The organism is Pseudoroseomonas sp. WGS1072, assembly GCF_049340465.1.
Taxonomy (GTDB): Bacteria; Pseudomonadota; Alphaproteobacteria; order Acetobacterales; family Acetobacteraceae; genus Pseudoroseomonas.
The window spans coordinates 195,433-216,338 of sequence record NZ_JBMPSU010000002.1; the positions used below are offsets into that span (position 1 = coordinate 195,433).

Sequence of the window (20,906 nt, forward strand, 5' to 3'; positions counted from 1 at the left end):
TCCGGGGCGGTTTTCTGCCAGCCCCCCGCAACCAGCCATTCCAGGCCATCCGCGCGGATGGCGGGGTGACTCTAGGGCCAATCCCCCCTCGCCAACAATGGAGCCGCGTCGGGGAGGGCGGGGACAAGGGCCCGCCTCAGGGAACCGTGACCAGGGCCCTGCCGTCCCGCGCCACCACCTGGCCCCGCCGCAGCACCAGCTTCCGCTCGCGATGCGCGACCACCGCCTCGGCCAGGCTCTCCCCCGCGACGAGAACGAGATCGGCCACGCAGCCCTCCGCCAGCCCGTAATCCGGCAGCCGCATCACCGAGGCGCCGCCGCGGGTGCAGACATCGAGGGCGAGGGCGATCTCCTCGTCCCGGCGGAAGTTGTTGCGCAGGCCGATCAGCATGGCGCGCTCCAGCATGTCGCCATCGCCATAGGGGTTCCAGCAGTCGCGGATGCCGTCGGAGCCGGCGCAGGTGCGGATGCCGAGCGCGGCCAGCCGCGCCACGGCGGGCACCGGGCGGCTGGCGCTGCCGGTGGTCATGATGGCGATGTCGAGCGCGGCGATCTCGGCCAGTAGGCGCTCGACCAGGGCGGTGTCCGGGTCGCCGAGGCAGAAGGCGTGGCTGATCGTCGCCTGTCCCCGCATCCCGAGCGCCCGCACCCGCTCGAAGATCAGCTCCATGCTGAAGGCGCCGAGCAGGCCGGCCTCGTGCAGATGGATGTCGACCGGCCGGCCGAAGCGCTGCGCCAGCTCGAAGACGGCGTCGAGATGCCCCTTCGGGTCGCGGTCGATGCCGCAGGGGTCGAGGCCGCCCACCACCTCGCAGCCGAGGCGCATGGCCTCCTCCATCAGCGCCAGCGTGCCGGGGCGCACCAGCAGGCCGGATTGCGGGAAGGCCACCAGCTCGATGGCGCAGATCCCGCCCAGGCGCTCGCGCGTCGCCAGCACCCCTTCCACGCCGGCGAGGCCGACCACCGTATCCACATCGACATGGCTGCGGATCGCCGTGGTGCCCTTGGCCACCGACTGCACCACCTGCCGGGCCGATTGCCGCGCCGGATCGATGCCGAGGGCCCGGCGCTTCTCCCGCTCGTTGTCGATCTTGTCCTGCAGCGAGGGGCCGGCGCTGTTCGGCACCCAGCCCATGCCCCAGAGCGTCTTGTCCAGATGGGTGTGGGCCTCGACCAGGCCGGGCAGGAGAATGGCGCCGCCGCCGTCCTCCACGACCACGTTCTCCATCCCGCCGCTCTCCACCCGCTGATCCGGCGCGATGCGGGCGATGCGGCCGTCGCGCAGCAGGACATCCGTGGCCGCGCCGCCCATCGGGCGCACATTCCTCAGCAGCAGATCGGCGGTCATGGCACTTTTCCCCCCTCGCTTCGCGTCGCGGCATCGACCGGACCGCCGCCGCAGCCTATGGGAGCCGCCGCGCCGGAGCAATCCGGCCCCCGAACCGACCTTCCGGAGACCGCCCGCCGATGGAGACCGCCGCCTTCGACTTCACCGCCCTCGGCCCGCGCGAGCGCTACAAGCTGCTGATCGGCACGGTGATGCCGCGGCCGATCGCCTGGGTGACGACGGTGGATGGCACGGGACGGGCCAATGCGGCGCCGTTCAGCTTCTTCAACTGCCTGTCGGCCGATCCGCCGGTGGTCGCCCTCGGCATCGAGTTCCGCCCCGACGGCACCCCCAAGGACACCGGCCGCAACATCCACGAGACCGGCGTCTTCACCGTCAACCTGGTGTCGGACGCGCTGATGGAGGCGATGAACGTCACCGCCGTGCCCTTCGGGCCGGAGGTCGACGAGCTGGCCCGCGCGGGGCTGGAGACCCGGCCGGGCGTCGCGGTGGCCAGCCCGCGCATCGCGCTCGCCCCGGCGGCGCTGGAGTGCCGGCTGCATTCCTTCCTGGATCTCGGCGGCTCGCGCGAGGTGGTGCTGGGCACGGTGGTGCAGGCGCATATCCGCGCCGACGCGGTGGATGCGCGCTTCCACGTCGATCCCGCCGTGCTGGACCTGGTGGGGCGGATGGGCGGCCAGGGCTATGCCGGCACGCGCGACTACTTCGACCTGGCCACCATGAGCGAGGCCGGCCTGGCGGAGGCCCCCGCCACCCGGCGGCCCCGCCGGCTGCGGCCGCCCGGGGGAGAGGCCGGCGTGTGAGGGGCTGAGGCGAAGGTGGAGATTGGCAGCCGGCGCCCCACGATATATTCAATCGGGAACAACGATGGGAGCCCCGCCATGACGCGCCGTTCCGTCCTCCGTGGAAGCCTCGCGACCCTGCTGCTGCTGGCCGGCCTCGCCGCCGCGCCGGTGGCCCGGGCCCAGGAAGGCCCCACCGTCTTCGCCGCCGCCAGCCTGACCGATGCGCTGCGCGCCCTGGCCGAGCAGTGGCGCGCCCAGGGCCACCCGGCGCCACGCCTGTCCTTCGCCGCCTCCTCCGCCCTGGCGCGGCAGATCGAGCAGGGCGCGCCGGCCGATCTCTTCCTCTCGGCCGACGAGCCCTGGATGGATTACGTGCAGCAGCGCGGCCTGATCCTCGACGCCAGCCGCACCAGCCCGCTGGCCAATACGCTGGTGCTGATCGCGCCTGCCGCCTCGCCGCAGGCCGCTGTCACCCTGGAGCGGGAGAGCGACCTGCTGGCCATGGCCGGGCCCGCCGGCCGCATCGCGACCGGCGATCCCGCCCATGTTCCGGCCGGCAGGTACGCCGAGGCGGCGCTGCGCTGGATGGGGCAGTGGGAGACGGTCTCGCCGCGCCTGGCCCGCGCCGACAATGTCCGCTCCGCCCTGCTGCTGGTCGAGCGCGGCGAGGCGCCGCTCGGCATCGTCTATGCCACGGACGCGGCCGCCGCGCCGGCCGTCAAGGTGGTCGGCACCTTCCCGGCGGGCAGCCATCCGCCGGTGACCTACCCCTTCGCGCTGACCCGCCGCGCCGAGGGGAATGCCGAGGCCCGCGCCCTGCTGGACTTCCTGTCCGGTCCGCGGGCCGCCGACACCTGGCGCCGCTTCGGCTTCGGCCTGCGCGCGCCCTAGGCCAGGGGGATGGAGGGCGCATGGAGGGCGGGGCGCTGGGGTTGAGCCCGGAGGAGTGGCAGGCGGTCCGCCTCAGCCTGGCCGTGGCGCTGCGCTCGGTGGCCTTCGGCCTGCCGCCGGCGGTGCTGGCGGCCTGGCTGCTCGCGCGCGGCCGCTTCCCGGGCCGGGCGCTGCTGGATGCCCTGGTGCACCTGCCGCTGGTCATGCCGCCGGTCGTGGTGGGCTGGCTGCTGCTCGTCACCTTCGGCGTGCGCGGGCCGGTGGGCGCGCTGCTGAACGACTGGTTCGGCCTACGGCTGGTCTTCACCACCGCCGGCGCCTCCCTGGCCACGGCGGTGATGTCCTTCCCGCTCATCGTGCGGGCCGTGCGGCTCAGCCTCGATGCCGTCGATCCCGGCCTGGAGGCGGCGGCCCGCAGCCTTGGCGCCGGCCCGCTGGACCGCTTCCTGACCGTCACCCTGCCGCTCGCCCTGCCGGGCATCCTCTCCGGCGCCGTGACCGCCTTCGCCGCCGGGCTCGGTGAGTTCGGGGCCGTCATCACCTTCGCCTCGAACATTCCCGGCGAGACCCAGACCCTGCCGCTGGCCATCTATGCCGCCACCCAGACGCCGGGGGGCGAGGCGACGGCCGCCCGCCTGGCCGGCTTCTCCCTGGTGCTGGCGGTGGCCGGGCTGCTGCTGGCCGAGATGCTGGGGCGCCGCATGCGGGTGCTGCTGGGCCAGGGCCCGCGCTGATGCCGCACGGCCCGGACCCGCTCCGCCCGCCGCTGGAGGTGGCCCTGCGGCATCGTTTTCCAGACGGCGGGGGGAGCGCGGGCTTCGCGCTGGACGCCGCCTTCACCGCGCCCGCCGGCCGGGTGACGGCGCTGTTCGGCCCCTCGGGCTGCGGCAAGTCGACCGTGCTGGCCGCCGTCGCCGGCCTGCTGCGCCCCGATGCCGGCCGCATCCGGCTGGGCGCGACGGTGCTGCTCGACAGCGCCGCGCGCCGGGTGCTGCCGCCGGAGAAGCGGCGCTGCGGCGTGGTGTTCCAGGATGCCCGGCTGTTCCCGCATCTCTCGGTGGAGGGCAACCTGCGCTACGGCCAGCGCCGGGCGCCGCGCGAGGCGGAGGGGGAGGAGCCGGGCTTCGGGGAGGTGGTGGCCCTGCTCGGCATCGAGCCCCTGCTGGGCCGCCGCCCCGCGGCGCTCTCGGGCGGCGAGCGGCAACGGGTGGCGCTGGGCCGGGCCCTGCTGGCGCGGCCCCGGCTGCTGCTGATGGACGAGCCGATGGCGGCGCTGGACGCCGGCCGCAAGGCGGAGTTGCTCCCCTTCCTCGCCCGCCTGCGGCAGCGGCTGCGCATCCCCCTCCTCTACGTCACCCACGCGCTGGAGGAGGTGGACCACCTGGCGGACCGCATGGTGCTGATGCAGGCCGGCCGCGTCCTGGCCGAGGACACGCCGGAGGCGCTTTCCCTCCGGACCGACCTGCCGTTGCTCGCCCTGCGCCGCGATGCCGGGGCGGTGCTGGCCTGCACGGTGCTGGAGCACCTGCCGGACCGGGGGCTGAGCCGCCTGTCCTTCGCCGGGGGCACGCTGCTGGTGTCGCTGCTGGCCGCCGCGCCCGGTTCCGCCCTGCGGCTCCGCATGCGGGCGCGGGACGTCTCGATCGCCACGCAAAGGCCGGCCGGCCTCTCCGTGCAGAACATCCTTCCGGCGGAGATCGAGGCCATCGAGAGCCCTCGCCCGGCGGAAATCATGCTGCGACTGAAGGTCGGTGACACGCGGATACTTTCCCGCATAACGAGAGATGCTATCGTAAGACTCGCGCTTGTGCCGGGGATGCCCGTCTGGGCGCTGGTCAAGTCCGTCGCCTTCAGCGCCACCACCCCGGAGGCAGGCGGCCCGGCATCGGAGTGAGGGCGCCCGCATGGGGAACGAGGTTACGCTGCTGGCGCAGGAGGGGCTGGAGACCGTCCTGGGCGAGATCGCCGGGGCCTTCACCACGACGCATCGCGCGCCGGCGCGGGTCGTTTCGACCCCGCCGCAGGATATGCGCCATCGCCTCGACATCTACCCGGCACCGGATCTCATCGCCGTGGCCGGCCTGGCCCGGGCGCGGGCGGCGACGCGGCCGGGATCGACGGCGCCCGCCGTGGTCTTCGCCCGCGGCCTGCCCTGCCTCTATCTGCGGCCCGGCCTGCTGGACCGGCCGCGCCCCGCGCTGGATCTGCTGCTGGACCCGGGGCTGCGGCTCGGTCTCGCCGTCGCCGCCGATGGCGCCGCCCTGGCCGGCGGCGTCCTGGACCGGGCGGAGTTGCTCGCACCCGGCGCCCGGGCGGCGACCGAGGCGCGGGCGCTGCCGCTGCCGCATCTCGCCGGCACCGGGCGCGGCCTGGGTCGGGGCCTGCGCACCGGCCGCTTCGATCTGGTCCTCGGCCTGCGCTGCGGTGCCGCCGTCACGCTGGCCGCCTGCCCGGGCGCCAGGGTGCTGGACCTGCCGGCCGATCTCGCCGCCACCACCGACTTCGCGCTGGCCCTGCTCTCCGGCCGGCCCGAGGCGGCGTGGCTCTCCTTCTTCATTCTCTCGCCGGAGGGGCAGGAGCTGTTGCGCCGGCACGGCTTCGGCAGCGTGGCCGAGACGGCGGAGAGCTACGATTGCGCCCGCCGCGAGGGCGTGATGGAGTTGCCGCCATGCCCCGTCTCCGCCCTGCCGCCGCCGACGGCGCCGAGGAAGCGCCGCGCCTGAGCATCCGCCTGGATCTGGGCGGCGGCAGGCGGATCGGCCCGGGCAAGGTGCGTCTGCTGGAAGAGATCGGCCGCAACGGCTCGATCTCGGGGGCCGGGCGCGCCCTGCGCATGTCCTATCGCCGCGCCTGGGAGCTGGTGGAGGCGCTGAACCAGGCCGTTGGCCGGCCGGTGGTGGAGACCGCGACGGGCGGCGCCCGGGGCGGCGGCGCGCGGCTGACACCGGCGGGCGAGACGGTGATCCGTCACTACCGGGCCATCGAGGCGGAGAGCAACCGCGTGGCCGCGGGGCGGCTGGGCGAGCTGTCCGGCCTCCGCCCCGGCTGAGCGGGGAACATTGGCCGCGGCGGGCGGGCCGCCTATATCGCGGCCGCCGCATCAGCCGGAAACGAGGAGGCGACAGACATGTTCGAGGCCGCGACCCTGACCAGCACCGACAAGCCCGGGCTCTACCGCGAGCTGGCGGTGCAGCTGGAGGCCCTGTTGCGGGGCGAGCGGGACCCGGTGGCCAATGCCGCCAACATGTCCGCCCTGCTGTTCCACAGCCTGCCCGACCTCAACTGGGCCGGCTTCTACCTCATGCGGGACGGGATGCTGGTGCTTGGCCCCTTCCAGGGCAAGCCCGCCTGCGTCCGCATCCCGGTCGGGCGCGGCGTCTGCGGCGCCGCCGTGCTGCGGCGGGAGAGCGTGCTGGTCGAGGATGTGCACGCTTTTCCCGGCCACATCGCCTGCGACGCGGCCTCGCGCTCCGAGCTGGTGGTGCCGCTGCTGCGGGACGGCGCCGTGCTGGGCGTGATCGACCTCGACAGCCCGCGCCCCGCCCGCTTCACGCCGGAGGACCAGGCGGGGATCGAGGCCCTGGCCCGGATCTATCTCGCGGCCTGCGCGGGATAGGCCGATGCGGGATAGGCCGATGCGGGATAGGCCGATGCGGGATAGGCCAAGGCGGGATAGGTCAGGCCGTCACGCCCGCGGCGCGCGCAGCGGCGGCGGCAGCACCTCGGCCGGGATCGGGCAGGCATAGGGCCTGCCGCCGGTGCGCTCGCGCAGCTCGGCCTTGGCGCGGGCCAGCAGCTCCGGGTCGCGGAAGGCGTCGAGCGCCGTCGCCGCCATGGCCTTGGCCGCCTGCACCATGCCCTTGTGCGCATGCGGGCTCTTGCCCTGGGCCACGGCCTGCCAGGTGTGGAAGGGCGTGCCGACCGCCCAGGTGGCGCCCCAGCACTGGACCGTCGGCACGATCTGGCTGACGTCGCCGACATCGGTCGAGCCGTTTCCGGGCCGCGACTGGCCGTCGAAATGCAGCACGCCCTGGTGCAGCGGCTGTCCGCCCACCGCCTCCGGCGCGCCGACGGCGCCGATGCTGTCGGCGATGTCCTCCTCGCTCAGCGTGCGGCGGATGTCGCGGGCATAGGCGAGGTCGGCCTCGTCGAAGGCGGGGGCGCCGAGGGCGGCGAGATTCTCGAACATCCGCATCTCCAGCGCCGTGTTGGGGATGGTGTCGGAGCAGGCCTTGTCGATCTCCAGGCTCATGCGGGTGCCCGTCATGATGGCGGCGCCCTCGGCGCAGGCCTTCACCCGCTCGAACAGCGCCTGCGCCTCCTTCACGCGCGGCCCGCGGATCAGGTAGAGCACCTCCGCCTCGGCCTGCACCACATTGGGCGAATTGCCGCCGCTGTTGGTGATGGCGTAGTGCACGCGGCAGTCGAGCGGCATGTGCTCGCGCAGATAGTTCACGCCGACATTCATGATCTCCACGGCATCGAGCGCCGAGCGGCCCAGCCAGGGCGAGCCGGCGGCGTGCGAGGCGCGGCCGTGGAAGCGGAAGTAGACCTGGAAGTTGGCCAGCGAGCGGGAGGACATGACGCTGCTGACCACGCCCGGATGCCAGGAGACGGCGGCGTCGAGGTCGTCGAAGGCGCCGGCGCGGGCCATGAAGGTCTTGCCCGAGCCGCCCTCCTCGCCGGGGCAGCCGTAGTAGCGCACCGTGCCCGGCAGGCCCTGCGCCGCCAGGGCATCGCGCGCCGCGACGGCGGCCAGCATGGCCCCGGCGCCGAGCAGGTTGTGGCCGCAGCCATGGCCTGTGGCGCCGGGCGTCACCGTCTTCTGCTCGGCGATGCCGGCCTCCTGGCTCAGCCCGGCCAGGGCGTCGAACTCGCCGAGAAAGCCCAGGACCGGGCCGCCGGAGCCGGCCTCGGCCATGAAGGCGGTCGGGATGCCGCCGAGATTGCGGGTGACGCGGAAGCCCTCCGCCTCCAGCAGGGCGATCTGCTCCTCGATCGAGCGGTGCTCTTGGAAGCGCAGCTCGGCATGGCCCCAGATCCGGTCGGCCATGGCGGCGAAGGCGGGGCTCCTGGCTTCGACCTCGGCCGACAGGGTGGCGAGGGACATCGGGTCGTTGCGCATGGATCCTCCTGCGGCGGCGGGGCAGGGGCGTGTGATTAGGCCCGGCCGGTGGGTAGGGGCAAGCGGGCCGGGCGGCGGCGTCCCTGTGAACCTTGCCAGCCGGCCGGAGGAAGAGCCTTGAAAACAGAACATTCCAGGGCGGTGTCCGGCCTCCCGCCGCGGTCCGGCGGGCCGGCCTAGCCCCCCTCCGGCAGGATGGCCAGCTCCGCCGCCACCTCCGCCTCCGCCGCCCCCAGCACCGCCAGGGCGTCCTCCTCCGCCACGATTCGCTCCAGCCGCAGCCGGGGCCTCGCGACCTCCAGGCGCAGGCCGGCGGTCAGCGCCGGATCGTCCAGGCTCCGGCGCAGCCGGGCCAGACCCTCGGCCATCAGCGGCGCGAAGTCGTAGACCGCCAGTTCGCTCAGCCGGGCGCGGATCCGCTCCTCGAAGGCGGCGCTGGCGATGGACCAGACGAGGTTGTCCAGCTCGCGGGCGAAGCGCAGCTCGGTCAGGCGCAGCCGCGTGCCGCCCTGCTCCAGCACCGGGCGGGCCCAGAAGATCACCCGGCCCGAGGTGTCGAGCCAGCCGCCGGGCGTCCTGGCCGAGAAGCGGACGGCCAGCGCCAGCCCGGGATCGCTGGGGTAGAGGAAGATGTCGCGGATCTGCAGCCGGACGGTCCATCCGGCGACATCCAGCGGGTAATCGCGCCCGCCGAACTCCCGCATCATCCAGTCGCGCACCATATCGTAGCCGGCGCGCACGGGGATGGCGAGGCGCAGGCGGCTCGCCTCCGGCGGCAGGTCGCGCAGCGGCGGCAACGGCGGGGCGGGGGCGGCCTTCTGCGCCGTGTCGGTGACGGCGGTGCGGGCACGGAGCGACAGCGGCAGCCGCAGATGGTCCGCCGCGATGACGAGACCGGGCGTGCCGAGGGAGACCGGCTCGATCTGCACGAAAAGCGGCGGCGCGGCGGGCAGCTGCAGCGGAATCTCCTGGCGCCGCCAGAGCTGCGCCACCTCGGCGCGGACCCGCTCGCAGGGGATCAGCCCGTGCAGCTGCGCGGGAAGCTCGCGCAGGGCGGCATCGACGGCGGTGCGCAACTGCCCCTCGACCCCCATCCAGACACCGCCGATCACCTCCAGCCGCGGCGCCTCGGTCCAGTCATAGGCGATGTCCATGGCGACATGCGGGCACCAGCCCTGGTCCAGGCGCAGGCCGAGATCCGCCTGCACCCTGGCGGCGGCCTGGAAGTTCTTCCGCCCCAGCCCGACAGTGTCGGCGAGCCAGCCGCGCAGCCCCGCCGTGCCTCGCGCATCGACGCCGAAGCTGGCGCGCAGCCGCCCGCCGGCCTCGGAGAAGGCGACCGGCGTGGTGCGGCGGAGGGTGAAGTCGTAGCGCGTGTCCTCCCCTTCGCCGGCATGGCTGAAGGAGGCGGGAAGCCGCTGCTCCACCGCCTGGCGGAGCAGATCGAAGGACACGCGCAGGTCGACGGAAAGGCTGCTGTCCCGCGCGGGCAGGGCCAGGCGCGCGGCCCGGCGCGGCGGCTCCTCCGACAGCACGAGATCGCGCACGCGATACCAGTCGGTGCCGCGCCAGGCGGCGCCGAGCAACAGCAGCAGCAGCAGGGCCGACAGGCCCCGGCGCAGCCAGCGCCAGCGCATCGCCGCCGCTCCGCCTCAGGCCGCGCGGCGGGAGGGGCCGGCCGCCGTGATCAGTCCAGCCCCTCGCAGCCGAGGCGGCGCAGCGCCGCGTCCACCCAGCCCGTGTCGTTGGTGCCGGCCTCGATCTCGGCGATCTGCTTCGCCTCGGCCGCCTGCTTGGCCGCCGCCGCCGCCTGCACCGTCTCCAGCTCGGCATAGGGCACGCAGAGCAGGCCGTCGGCATCGCCGAGGATCAGGTCGCCCGGCTCGATCACCATGCCGTCCAGCGCGACCGGCACGTTGATCTCGCCCGGCCCGTCCTTGTAGGGGCCGCGATGGGTGACGCCGGCGGCATAGACCGGGAAGTCCTGCCCGGCGATGGCGGCGCTGTCGCGGATGGCGCCGTTGATGACGATGCCGCCGAGCTTGCGGAAGATCATCTGGCCCAGCATCAGCTCGCCGATCAGCGCGTTGGTCAGGTCGCCGCCGCCATCGACGACGATGACATCACCCGGCTCCGCCAGGCCGATCGCCTTGTGGATCATCAGATTGTCGCCCGGCCGCGTGCGCACGGTGAGCGCCGGCCCGGCCAGCACGGTGGCACCGGCGCGATGCATCGGACGGAGGCGCGGGCCGCCCGCCGTCATCCGCGCCATGACGTCGCTGACATTGGCGACGGGCAGCGGGCGGAAGGCCTCGATCCAGCGGGATTCCGCTTTGCGACGGCGTGGCAGGATGCGGAATCCGACAGGCATGGGCGTCTCTCCGTTGCGGGCGGTCCAGGCTATGGCCGGTCCTGCCCGGCCGCAAGCCGAGGGCGGCCGGGCGCGGTCCTCCTCCGGCGGCATGGCCTCTGCTGGCACGAAACCTGCTTGGTGATTGCCGTCTCCTTCCAGCAGCCCCGGAGGGCCTGTCCGCTGACGACCCCGTCCATCCTGCATCCCATGCCCGATCTCGGCGGCCCCGCCCAGCCGCTGCTGACGGTGCGGGGATTGACCAAGCATTTCCCCCTCTCATCGGGATTCTTCGGCCGCAGTGCCGGCGTCGTCCAGGCGGTGGACGGCGTCAGCTTCTCCCTCCGCAAGGGCGAGACGCTCGGCATCGTGGGAGAATCGGGCTGCGGCAAGTCCACCACCTCCCGCCTCATCATGGCGCTGATGCGGCCCACGGCGGGCGAGGTGATCTTCGACGGCCAGACGGTCGGGCCCGGCGGCATGACGCTGAAGGAATACCGCCGCCAGGTGCAGATGGTGTTCCAGGACAGCTACGCCTCGCTGAACCCGCGCCTGACCATCGAGGAGAGCATCGCCTTCGCGCCGAAGGTGCACGGCCTGGCCGGACGCGACGCGCTGGCGCGCGCGGGCGAGCTGCTCGCCGCCGTCGGGCTCGATCCGGCCAACTTCGCCCGCCGCTATCCGCACGAGCTCTCGGGCGGGCAGCGGCAGCGGGTGAACATCGCCCGCGCCCTGGCGCTGCGGCCACGGCTGATCATCCTCGACGAGCCCGTCTCGGCGCTCGACAAGTCGGTCGAGGCGCAGGTGCTGAACCTGCTGACCGACCTCAAGGCGCAGTTCGGCCTGACCTATCTCTTCATCAGCCACGACCTCAACGTCGTGCAGTACATGTCGGACCGGCTGCTGGTCATGTATCTCGGGCAGGTCGCCGAGATCGGCGCCGTGGACGCGATCTACGACACGCCGGCGCATCCCTACACCGCCGCGCTGCTGGCCAGCCGGCCCTCGATGATCCCCGGCCGCCGCCGCACCGAGCCACCGCTCTCGGGCGACCCGCCGAACCCGATCAACCCGCCCTCCGGCTGCCGCTTCCGCACCCGCTGCGCATATGCCGAGGACCTCTGCGCCGGCCGCGTGCCGGCGCTCAGCCCGGCGCCCTCCGGCCAGGAGGCGGCCTGCCTGATGCTGGTCCCCGGCAGCGGCCACTCGCGCGCGCCCGCCCTGGAGGCGGCGGCATGAGCGCGTCCCCCGCACCGCTCGTCCATGTGCGCGACCTCGAGGTCCGCTTCGTCTCACGCGATGCCACGGTGCATGCCGTCAACGGCGTCGACTTCGACCTGGCCCAGGGCGAGAGCCTGTGCATCCTGGGCGAGAGCGGTTCCGGCAAGTCGGTGACGCTGCGCGCGCTGATGCGCCTGAACCCGCCGCGCCGCACCGTGCTGAAGGGCACGCTGAGGGTCGCCGGACGGGATGTGATCGGCGCCTCCGAGGCGGCGATGGCCGATCTGCGCGGCAGCAGCGTCGCCATGATCTTCCAGGAGCCGATGACGGCGCTCGACCCGGTCTTCACCATCGGCCGGCAGATCACCGAGACCGTGATCCGGCACGAGGGCGTCGGCCGGGCGGCCGCCGAGGCACGGGCGCTGGAACTGCTGGAACTGGTGCAGATCCCCTCGGCCAAGCGCCGCCTCGCCGCCTATCCGCACGAGCTCTCGGGCGGGCTCAGGCAGCGCGCCATGATCGCCATCGCGCTCTCCTGCCGGCCGAAGCTGCTGCTGGCCGACGAGCCGACCACCGCGCTCGACGCCACGGTGCAGATCCAGATCCTGCTGCTGCTGCGCCAGCTGCAGCAGGAGCTGGGCATGGGGGTGATCTTCGTCACCCACGACCTCGGCGTGGCGGGCGAGATCGCCGACCGCATCGCCGTCATGTATGCCGGCCGCTTCATCGAGGAGGGGCCGACCGAGGCGCTGATGCGCGGGCCGCTGCATCCCTATGCCCAGGGGCTGCTCGGCGCCACGGTGCATGCCGGGCTGCGCGGCCAGCGGCTGACCACCATCCCCGGCGCGCCGCCCAACCTGGAGCGGTTGCCGCAGGGCTGCGCCTTCGCGCCGCGCTGCGCCTTCGCCGCCGAGGAATGCCTGGCCGCGGTGCCGTCCCGGCGCAGCCCCGAGCCCGGCCGCGCCGCCCGCTGCGTGCGGGTGCCCGACCTCGCCCTGCACGCCGCCGCCTGAGGAGAAGGCCATGTTCTTCTACCTGCTCCGCCGCCTGCTCTACGCGGTGCCGATTGCCCTCTCGGTCAGCCTGGTCTGCTTCCTGTTGGTGCATATCGCGCCGGGCGACCCGGTCAACGCCATCGTCCCCGCCGACGCCCCGGCCGCCGTGGTCGAGCAGATCCGCCGCGAATACGGGCTCGACAAGCCGCTGCCGGTGCAGTTCGTGCTCTGGCTCTGGCATGTGCTGCAGGGCGATCTCGGCCGCTCGCTGGCCACCGGCCGCAGCGTCTCGGAGGATCTCTACGCCGCCGTCGGCAACACGCTGATGCTGGCGCTGGCCGCGGCCGGCATCGGCTTCCTCGCCGGCACCGCCTTCGGCACGCTCGCCGCCGCCTTCCGCGGCACCTGGGTGGACAAGCTGGCGGTGGCCTTCGCCTCGGCCGGCGTCTCGGTGCCGCACTACTGGCTCGGCATGGTCATGGTGGTGGTGTTCAGCGTCATACTGAACGCGCTGCCGGCGATGGGGGCGGGGCCGGGCGGTTCGGCCTCCTGGGCCTGGGACTGGCAGCACATCCAGTTCCTGGTGCTGCCGGCGCTGACGCTGAGCGTCATCCCGATGGGCATCGTCACCCGCGCCGTGCGTGGCACGGTGGTCGAGATCCTGAACCAGGACTTCATCACCACGCTGCGCGGCAAGGGGCTGCGCCGGGGCGGCGTCGTGCGCCACGTGGTGAAGAACGCGGCGCCCAGCGTGCTGGCCATCATGGGCCTCCAGCTCGGCTACCTGATGGGCGGCTCCATCCTGGTCGAGACCGTCTTCTCCTGGCCCGGCACCGGCTTCCTGCTGAACAGCGCCATCTTCCAGCGCGACATCCCCGTGCTGCAGGGCACGATCCTGGTGCTCGCCCTCTTCTTCGTGGTGCTCAACCTCGCGGTCGATCTGCTGCAGACCGCGCTCGATCCCCGGATCCGCCGCACATGAACAGCGCCGTGGCCAACAACCCCACCCTTCTCGCAACGCCCGCCGCGCCGGCCCGCAGCAAGGGCTACTGGGCCGGGGTGATGAAGCGCCTCTCGCGCGATCCGGTGACGCTGGTCTGCGGCGCCATCCTGCTGCTGATGCTGGCGGCGATCCTGCTCGCCCCCTGGATCGCGCCGCACGACCCCTACCAGACCAGCATGATCCGCCGCCTGAAGCCGGTCTGGTTCCAGGACGGGCGCTACCCCCTCGGCACCGACGAGCTGGGCCGCGACATGCTGACACGCCTGCTCTATGGCGGCCGGCTCTCCTGGTTCCTCGGCATCACCCCGGTGATCATCGCCTTCGGCATCGGCGGCCTGCTCGGCATCGTCGCGGGCTTCGCCGGGGGCTGGGTGAACATGCTGATCATGCGCACGACCGACGTGTTCTACGCCTTCCCCTCGGTGCTGCTGGCCGTCGCCATCAGCGGCGCGCTGGGGCCGGGCATCTCCAACGCCATGCTGTCGCTGACGCTGGTCTTCATCCCGCAGATCATCCGCGTCTCCGAGACCACCACCACCGCCGTGCGCAACCTCGACTACGTGGAATCGGCGCGGGCCAGCGGCGCCGGCGCGCTGACGGTGGTGCGGGTGCATGTCCTGCCCAACGTCCTGGGCCCGATCTTCGTCTATGCCACGAGCCTGATCAGCGTCTCGATGATCCTGGCCTCGGGCCTCTCCTTCCTCGGCCTCGGCACCCGCCCGCCGGAGGCCGAATGGGGGCTGATGCTGAACACGCTGCGGACCGCGATCTACAGCCAGCCGCTGATCGCCATGCTGCCGGGCCTCTGCATCTTCGCCACCAGCATCTGCTTCAACCTGGTCAGCGACGGGCTTCGCTCGGCCATGGACGTGCGTTCCTGAACCCCGCCTCCCGGAGCCGGACATGACCTTCTCCCTCGACCGCCGCGGCCTGTTCCGCGCTTCCGCCGCCGCTGCCGCCGCCGCCCTGCCGGCCTGGATAGGTCCCGCCGCCATCGGCTGGGACCCGGCCCTGGCCCAGGCGCCGGGCGGCCATCTGCGCGTCGGCATGACGGCCTCGGCCGTGCCGCTCTCCAACGGCTGCCCCGACCAGGGCGGCGAGGGGCAGCGCTTCATGGGCATCACCCTCTACGACCAGCTCGTGATGTGGGATCTCTCGCAGTCCGACAAGGCGGCCACGCTGAAGCCCGGCCTCGCGACGGAATGGGCCGTCGATCCCGGCGACCCGAAGCGCTGGCTCTTCACCCTGCGGCAGGGCGTGCCGTTCCATGACGGCCATGTGCTGACGGTCGAGGATCTGATCTTCACCTTCGACCGCGCCTTCAAGCGCGACGCGCCCTGGTTCGACGCCCGCGCCTCCGCCCAGGTGACGCCCCGCTTCCCGACGCTCGCGCGCTGGGGCGCCGGGGAGGATGGCCGCTTCTGGCTGGAGACCTCGATCCCCGACAGCACCATCCCCTACGCGCTGACCTGGCTCGGCGTGGTGCACAAGGGCGCCTGGGAGGCGGCCGGCAGCAACTGGGACAACTACCTGCTGAAGGCGGTGGGCACCGGCCCGTGGAAGCTCACCAGCTTCAGCGTGCGTGAGCGGGCGGAGCTGGCCCGCTTCGACGAGTACTGGGACAAGGCGCGCGTGGCGAAGTCGGCGCGGCTGACCCTGCTGCCGCTGCCCGAGGCCAATACCCGCGTCGCCGCGCTGCGCTCCGGACAGGTCGACTTCATCGAGGCGCCGCCGCCGGATGCGCTGGACAGCCTCAGGGCGGCCAACTTCCGGATCATCACCAATGCCTATCCGCACAACTGGACCTGGCACCTCTCGATGGTCGAGGGCTCGCCGTGGCGCGACATCCGCGTGCGCAAGGCGGCCAACCTGGCGCTGAACCGCGCGGAGCTGAAGGAACTGCTGGGCGGGCTGATGATCGAGGGCAACGGGCTGGTGCCGCCGGGCAACCCCTGGGCCGGCAACCCGTCCTTCAAGCTGGTCCATGACCTCCCGCAGGCGCGCAAGCTGATGGGCGAGGCCGGCTTCAGCGCCGCCAACCCGCTGCGCACCCGGATCGGCATCTCCTCCTCGGGCTCCGGCCAGATGCAGCCGCTGCCCATGAACGAGTACATCCAGCAGGCGCTGAAGGAGGCCTATTTCGACATCAGCTTCGAGGTCTTCGACTGGAACACGCTGATCACCATCTGGCAGGGCGGCGCCAAGGGCCCCAATGTGCGCGGCTGCACCGGCATCAACTTCTCCTACGCCGCCTTCGACCCCTACAGCGCCTTCATCCGCCTGCTGAAATCGGATCTGCACGCGCCGCGCGGCGTCAACTGGGGCTGGTTCAACGATCCCGCCTTCGATGCCCTGTTCACCGAGGTCTACAACACCTTCGACGCGGCGAAGCAGGACGCGCTGCTGGCCAGGGTCCATGAGAAGATCGTCGACGAGGCGCTGTTCCTCTTCGCCGCGCACGACCTCAATCCCCGGGCGATCAGCCCCAGGGTGCAGGGCTTCGTGCAGGCGCAGTCCTGGTTCCAGGACCTGACGCCGATCCGCATGGGCTGATCGCCGCGGCGCCCGACTGGAGAGAACGAACGATGCCTCAGGATCTGCGTGCCGAGTTCAGGGCCTGCCTCGCGCGGGCCGGGATCAGCGTCCCGCCCGAACGTGAGCCGGCCATGTACGAAGCCTATCTGGCCTATGCCGAGCTGGCCTCGGTGCTGGACGAGCCCTACCCCTACGCGGCCGAGCCGGCGGCCGTCTTCACGCCGGCGGCGCCGGGCGCCGGGCGGGCGGCGGGGCGGTCGTGAGCGCCGCCCTTCCGCCGCCGGTCCCGGGCCTCGCCGAGGCCTCGGCGCGCATCGCCGCCGGTGAATCCCCGACCGCCCTGACCGAGGCGGCGCTGGCGCGCATCGCCGCGCTCGACGGCAGGCTGCATGCCTTCGTCACCCTGGCCGCGGACCGCGCCCTGGCCGCCGCCCGCCGCGCCGAGGCCGAGATCCGTGCCGGCCGCCGGCGCGGGCCGCTGCACGGCGTCCCCTTCGCGCTGAAGGACATCTACGACGCCGCCGGCCTGCCCACCACGGCGCATTCCCGGCTGCGCCTCGGCCATGTGGCCGAGGCCGACAGCGACGCGACCGAGCGGCTCGAGGCGGCCGGCATGGTCCTGCTCGGCAAGCTGTCCACGCATGAGTTCGCCCGCGGCGGCCCGACCGACGAACTGCCCTGGCCGAACGCGCGCAACCCCTGGAATGTCGAGCACTTCGCCGGCGGGTCCAGCTCCGGCTCCGGCGTGGCCGTCGCCTCGGGCATGGTGGGGCTGGCCATGGGCAGCGACACCGGCGGGTCGATCCGCCTGCCCGCCGCCTATTGCGGCGTGGTCGGCCTGAAGCCGACCTATGGCCGGCTCAGCCGCCACGGCGTCGTGCCACTGAGCTTCGGCATGGACCATACCGGCCCGCTGACCCGGACGGTGGAGGACTGCGCCCTGGCCATGCAGGTGCTGGCCGGGCACGATCCGCGCGACCCGGCCTCGGCCCCGGTGCCGCCCGGCGACTATCTGCGCGAGCTGCGGGCCGGTGTCGCCGGCCTGCGCATCGGCATCGCCCCGCGCTTCAACGAGGAGGCGCTGCTGGATGCCGAGACCTCGGCGGCGCTATCCGCCGCCGCCGAGCTGCTCGCCCTGCTCGGCGCCGAGATCGTCGAGGTGAGGCTGCCGCCGCGGCGGGTGATGGATGCCTGCCTGCAGGTCATCCTGCTGGCCGAGGGCTTCGCCATCCACCAGCGGGACCTGCGCGAGCGGCCGCAGGATTATGGCCGCGTGACGCGGGAGCGGCTGATGGTCGGCGCCTTCGTGACCGGGCCGCATTACGTGCAGGCGCAGCGGCTGCGGCGGATGATCGCGGCGGAGGTCGATGCCGTGCTCGCCGGCTGCGACGCCATCCTCTGCCCCGACATCGCCGCGGCCGCGCCGCGGGTCGATGCGGTGGATGAGGGCCCGTTCCGCCGGCAGCATCCCCTGACCGGCCCGTTCAACGCGACGGGTCATCCGGCCCTCGCCGTGCCGGCCGGCTTCGCGGCCAATGGCCTGCCCCTCTCGGTGCAGCTCGTCGGGCGCAACCATGACGAGGCGATGCTGCTGCGCGTTGCCCAGGCCTATGAGCAGGCGGCGGGCTGGATGGAGCGGCGCCCACCGCTGTGAGCGGCGGGGCCGGGAGGGGCGCGGCCCTCCCGGCGGCGCCTCAGGCCAGCGTCGTCAGGTCCTGGAACCAGTGCTGGGCCTGGGTGTAGCCGGCGACCTTGCGGGTCATCGCGTGCGGGTTGGTGTCGTGCACGACGAAGACCAGCAACGCCTCGTCCACCACGCGCTGGTGCACCTCGGCCATCAGCCGGTCCTGCTCGGCGGTGTCGAAGCTGGTCACCGCCTGGTCGATCAGCCGGTCCACCTCCGCGTCGCTGAAGTGGCTCCAGTTCACCCCCGTCGGCGCGACCTGCTTCGAATGGAAGAAGCGGATCAGCGCGTAGAGCGGGTCGGAGGTGACATAGGCGACATTGTTGGCGGTGACGGCGTTGCGCTTCGCCAGCTCCCCCGCGGCGCCCTGGCGCCAGCAGGTGTAGAGCACCTCCAGCTCCACCGGCACCAGCTCGATCTCCAGCCCGACCTCGCGCAGCGACTGCTGGCAGTATTCGTTGATCGGCATGGAGAGCATCTGCCCCGAGCCGCCGGTCGCCACCAGGAACTTTGTCCTCAGCGGGTTGCGGGGGCCGTAGCCGGCCTCGGCCACTAGCTTGCGCGCGGCGTCGGGGTCGTACTTCACCTCGAATCCCGGCTTGCCGAACCAGGGGGAGGAGGGGTCCACCACGCCCACCGCCGGCTTGGCCAGGCCGTTCATCAGCGCCACCACCTCCTCGCGGTTGATGGCGAGGTTGGCCGCCTTGCGAAGGCGGATGTCGCGCCAGGGCGAGCCCTCCAGCAGCGAGAGATGGTAGTTCCAGACATGCGGCGTGACGTTCTCGACGATGCGCGAGCCGGAGGCGCGCAGCTGCGGCACCATGTCGGGCGCGGGGGTCTCGATCATGTCGAACTGCCCGCCGATCAGCGCGTTGGTGCGCGAGACGGCATCCGGCGCGCAGAGCAGGATGATGCGCTCCGCCCTGGCCCGGCGGGCCGGGTTCCAGTATCCGTCATGCCGCACCAGCTCGGCGCTGGCGCGGGGCACCAGCCTCGCCAGCCGGAAGGGGCCGGTGCCGGAGGGCTCGAAGGCGAATTTCTCCCAGCTCCGCCCGAGCTTCTCGTACTGCGCGGGGGAGGAGATCAGGAACCACAGCAGCTGGTAGGGGAAGAGGCTGTCCACCGCCTTGGTGGTGACCTCGACCGTCATGGCGTCCAGCTTCCGCCACGCCGCGACGGAGGGCAGGCGCGGCCGCACCTGCGCCGCCTGGCGGTTGTCGAAGTGCGGCGCCTGGCTGTTCATCACCTTCTCGAAGTTCCAGATCACCGCATCGGCGTCGAAGGCGCTGCCGTCATGGAAGGTGACGCCCGGGCGCAGCCGGAAGATCCACTTCGTCCGGTCGGCGGGATCGGTCTCCCAGGAGGTGGCGAGGCCGGGCACCAGCTTGCCGGGGCGCTCGGCGACATCCATCTCCCAGGCCACCAGCGGATCGTAGATCGTGTGACCGGTGAACTGGTAGGCGCCGGCGCCGCGGTCCGGCTGGCCGGTGGTCTGCGGGATGTCGGCCATCGAGATGCCGTAGCGGATGGTGCCGCCACCCGTGCCCGGCGCCTGGGCATGCGCGGCGCGGACTGCGCCCGGGATGGGCAGGCCCAACCCGCCGCCGATCAATCCGCTGGCCCCGGCGGCCATGAGTCCGCGACGTGACAAAGCCATCTTCACGCTCCCTGCTGAAGTGCCTAGAGGAGGAAGCAAGAGGCGGGCCGCCGGCCACGCCGGCGAGCATGGAGCAGCGCGATGGAATCCTTCCTCTTCACCGGCGGACGCCTGCTGGACCCGGCGCGGGACCGGCTGCTGGACGGCTTCTCCGTGCTGGTCGAGGGCGGCCGGGTGCGCGAGGTGTCGGACCGCCCGATCCACAGCGCCTCGGCGACGCGCCTGGACCTCGATGGCCTCACGCTGATGCCCGGCCTGATCGACGCGCATGTCCACGTCATCGCCGCCATGGTCGATCTGGGCGCCAATGCCATGCAGCCCTCCTCGCTGGCGGCCTTCCGCGCCGGGGCGGTGATGCGCGGCATGCTGATGCGCGGCTTCACCACGGTGCGCGACGTGGGTGGCGCCGATGCCGGCCTGGCCATCGCGGTCGAGGAGGGGCTGGTGGAGGGCCCGCGCCTCGTCGTCTGCGGCAAGGCGCTGAGCCAGACCGGCGGGCATTCCGACCTGCGTAGCCCCTTCGACGACCGGCCCGGCATCTTCTCCGAGCGGGTCGGCGCGCTCGGCCGCCTCTGCGACGGCGTGGACGCCGTGCGTCGCGCCGCGCGCGAGGAGCTGAAGGCGGGGGCCCGCTTCATCAAGATCATGGCCAATGGCGGCGTCGCCTCGCCGAGCGACCCGATCCACGCCCTCGGCTTCTCGCGCGAGGAGATCCGCGCGGTGGTCGAGGAGGCGGAGAACTTCGGAACCTATGTCTCGGCGCATCTCTACACCGACGCGGCGATCCGCCGGGCGGTGGAATGCGGGGTCCATTCCCTGGAGCACTGCAACCTGATCACCGCCGAGACGGCGGCGCAGGCGGCGGCGGCCGGGGCGATCGCGGTGCCGACGCTGGTCACCTACGAGGCCCTGGCGATGGAGGGCGCGGCCATGGGGCTGAAGCCGGAATCGGTCGCCAAGATCGAGACGGTGCGGCGCTCGGGCCTCGAATCGCTCGACATCATGCGCCGCGCCGGCCTGCCCATGGCCTTCGGCACCGACCTGCTGGGCGGGCTGCACCGGCACCAGTCGATGGAGTTCGAGATCCGCGCCCGGGTGCTTCCGGCGGCCGAGATCATCGCCTCGGCCACCACCGTCGCGGCGCGGCTGTTGCGAATGGAGGGGGAGATCGGCGTCATCGCCCCCGGCGCCCATGCCGACCTGCTGGTGGTCGAGGGCGATCCCTACCGCGACCCGGCGCTGCTGCAGCGGGAGGCGGCGTTGCGCGCCATCCTGCGCGGTGGCCGCTTCGTCAGGAACGGGCTGGGCTGAT

The 20,906-nt window shown here is 72.9% G+C and carries 20 protein-coding genes; 15 read left to right on the forward strand and 5 right to left on the reverse strand.

Going from position 1 to position 20,906, the window contains the following annotated elements; all coding sequences use genetic code 11:
- Positions 1–136: 136 nt before the first annotated feature.
- Complete coding sequence (locus ACF3NH_RS19030; protein WP_198366873.1) at positions 137–1,348, reverse strand: amidohydrolase family protein; 1,212 nt, start codon at positions 1,346–1,348, stop codon at positions 137–139.
- Positions 1,349–1,467: 119 nt separating this feature from the next.
- Here ACF3NH_RS19030 and ACF3NH_RS19035 point away from each other — a divergent pair, with 119 nt between their 5' ends.
- From ACF3NH_RS19035 to ACF3NH_RS19065, 7 genes are all read left to right on the forward strand, one after another.
- On the forward strand, positions 1,468–2,151 hold the full coding sequence (locus tag ACF3NH_RS19035; protein ID WP_422925103.1) for a flavin reductase family protein: 684 nt from the start codon (positions 1,468–1,470) through the stop codon (positions 2,149–2,151).
- A gap of 78 nt (positions 2,152–2,229) precedes the next feature.
- On the forward strand, positions 2,230–3,024 hold the full coding sequence (modA, locus tag ACF3NH_RS19040) for a molybdate ABC transporter substrate-binding protein (RefSeq protein WP_422925105.1): 795 nt from the start codon (positions 2,230–2,232) through the stop codon (positions 3,022–3,024).
- A 20-nt stretch (positions 3,025–3,044) separates the two neighbouring features.
- Positions 3,045–3,758 (forward strand): molybdate ABC transporter permease subunit, encoded by a 714-nt coding sequence (gene modB / locus ACF3NH_RS19045; RefSeq protein WP_198366876.1) that lies wholly within the window; start codon positions 3,045–3,047, stop codon positions 3,756–3,758.
- A complete protein-coding gene (gene modC / locus ACF3NH_RS19050; RefSeq protein WP_422925108.1) occupies positions 3,758–4,918 on the forward strand; it encodes a molybdenum ABC transporter ATP-binding protein in 1,161 nt (386 codons plus the stop codon). Before modB ends, modC begins: the two co-directional genes overlap by 1 nt.
- Before the next feature lie 10 nt (positions 4,919–4,928).
- Positions 4,929–5,747, forward strand: a complete 819-nt coding sequence (locus tag ACF3NH_RS19055; protein ID WP_422925110.1) for a substrate-binding domain-containing protein — start codon at positions 4,929–4,931, stop codon at positions 5,745–5,747.
- Positions 5,693–6,073, forward strand: a complete 381-nt coding sequence (locus ACF3NH_RS19060) for a winged helix-turn-helix domain-containing protein (RefSeq protein WP_422925112.1) — start codon at positions 5,693–5,695, stop codon at positions 6,071–6,073. The genes ACF3NH_RS19055 and ACF3NH_RS19060 overlap by 55 nt, the downstream gene beginning before the upstream one ends.
- A gap of 78 nt (positions 6,074–6,151) precedes the next feature.
- A complete protein-coding gene (locus tag ACF3NH_RS19065; RefSeq protein ID WP_422925114.1) occupies positions 6,152–6,640 on the forward strand; it encodes a GAF domain-containing protein in 489 nt (162 codons plus the stop codon).
- 69 nt (positions 6,641–6,709) lie between these two features.
- Here the strand turns inward: ACF3NH_RS19065 and ACF3NH_RS19070 are convergent, their stop codons facing one another.
- The 3 genes from ACF3NH_RS19070 to ACF3NH_RS19080 all read right to left on the reverse strand — a co-directional run bounded on the left by ACF3NH_RS19070 (position 6,710) and on the right by ACF3NH_RS19080 (position 10,520).
- Positions 6,710–8,149, reverse strand: coding sequence for a M20 family metallopeptidase (locus tag ACF3NH_RS19070; protein WP_422925116.1), 1,440 nt, complete (start codon positions 8,147–8,149; stop codon positions 6,710–6,712).
- Between the two features lie 176 nt (positions 8,150–8,325).
- Positions 8,326–9,786, reverse strand: a complete 1,461-nt coding sequence (locus ACF3NH_RS19075; protein ID WP_422925118.1) for a DUF4403 family protein — start codon at positions 9,784–9,786, stop codon at positions 8,326–8,328.
- A 50-nt stretch (positions 9,787–9,836) separates the two neighbouring features.
- A complete protein-coding gene (locus ACF3NH_RS19080) occupies positions 9,837–10,520 on the reverse strand; it encodes an RraA family protein (RefSeq protein WP_198366883.1) in 684 nt (227 codons plus the stop codon).
- A gap of 120 nt (positions 10,521–10,640) precedes the next feature.
- Here ACF3NH_RS19080 and ACF3NH_RS19085 point away from each other — a divergent pair, with 120 nt between their 5' ends.
- Genes ACF3NH_RS19085 through ACF3NH_RS19115 form a run of 7 tightly spaced genes read left to right on the forward strand, consistent with a single transcriptional unit; the run spans position 10,641 to position 17,907 of the window.
- Positions 10,641–11,738, forward strand: coding sequence for an ABC transporter ATP-binding protein (locus ACF3NH_RS19085; RefSeq protein WP_422925120.1), 1,098 nt, complete (start codon positions 10,641–10,643; stop codon positions 11,736–11,738).
- Positions 11,735–12,733, forward strand: coding sequence for an ABC transporter ATP-binding protein (locus tag ACF3NH_RS19090; RefSeq protein WP_198366884.1), 999 nt, complete (start codon positions 11,735–11,737; stop codon positions 12,731–12,733). Before ACF3NH_RS19085 ends, ACF3NH_RS19090 begins: the two co-directional genes overlap by 4 nt.
- 10 nt (positions 12,734–12,743) lie before the next feature.
- Positions 12,744–13,697, forward strand: coding sequence for an ABC transporter permease (locus tag ACF3NH_RS19095; RefSeq protein ID WP_422925122.1), 954 nt, complete (start codon positions 12,744–12,746; stop codon positions 13,695–13,697).
- Entirely contained in the window at positions 13,694–14,599 is a 906-nt protein-coding gene (locus ACF3NH_RS19100; protein WP_198366886.1) for an ABC transporter permease, read from the forward strand. Before ACF3NH_RS19095 ends, ACF3NH_RS19100 begins: the two co-directional genes overlap by 4 nt.
- A 22-nt stretch (positions 14,600–14,621) precedes the next feature.
- Positions 14,622–16,271 carry an ABC transporter substrate-binding protein gene (locus tag ACF3NH_RS19105; RefSeq protein WP_422925125.1) on the forward strand — a complete coding sequence of 550 codons (1,650 nt, stop codon included), beginning with the start codon at positions 14,622–14,624 and terminating at the stop codon, positions 16,269–16,271.
- 32 nt (positions 16,272–16,303) lie between these two features.
- The gene (locus tag ACF3NH_RS19110) at positions 16,304–16,516 is read left to right on the forward strand and encodes a hypothetical protein (RefSeq protein ID WP_198366888.1); all 213 of its coding nucleotides are present in this window, start codon (positions 16,304–16,306) and stop codon (positions 16,514–16,516) included.
- On the forward strand, positions 16,513–17,907 hold the full coding sequence (locus tag ACF3NH_RS19115) for an amidase (RefSeq protein ID WP_198366889.1): 1,395 nt from the start codon (positions 16,513–16,515) through the stop codon (positions 17,905–17,907). Before ACF3NH_RS19110 ends, ACF3NH_RS19115 begins: the two co-directional genes overlap by 4 nt.
- Positions 17,908–17,947: 40 nt before the next feature.
- Here the strand turns inward: ACF3NH_RS19115 and ACF3NH_RS19120 are convergent, their stop codons facing one another.
- Positions 17,948–19,594, reverse strand: a complete 1,647-nt coding sequence (locus ACF3NH_RS19120) for an ABC transporter substrate-binding protein (RefSeq protein ID WP_198366890.1) — start codon at positions 19,592–19,594, stop codon at positions 17,948–17,950.
- An 81-nt stretch (positions 19,595–19,675) separates the two neighbouring features.
- Here ACF3NH_RS19120 and ACF3NH_RS19125 point away from each other — a divergent pair, with 81 nt between their 5' ends.
- The gene (locus ACF3NH_RS19125) at positions 19,676–20,905 is read left to right on the forward strand and encodes a metal-dependent hydrolase family protein (RefSeq protein ID WP_198366891.1); all 1,230 of its coding nucleotides are present in this window, start codon (positions 19,676–19,678) and stop codon (positions 20,903–20,905) included.
- The last annotated feature ends 1 nt before the right edge of the window (position 20,906 follow it).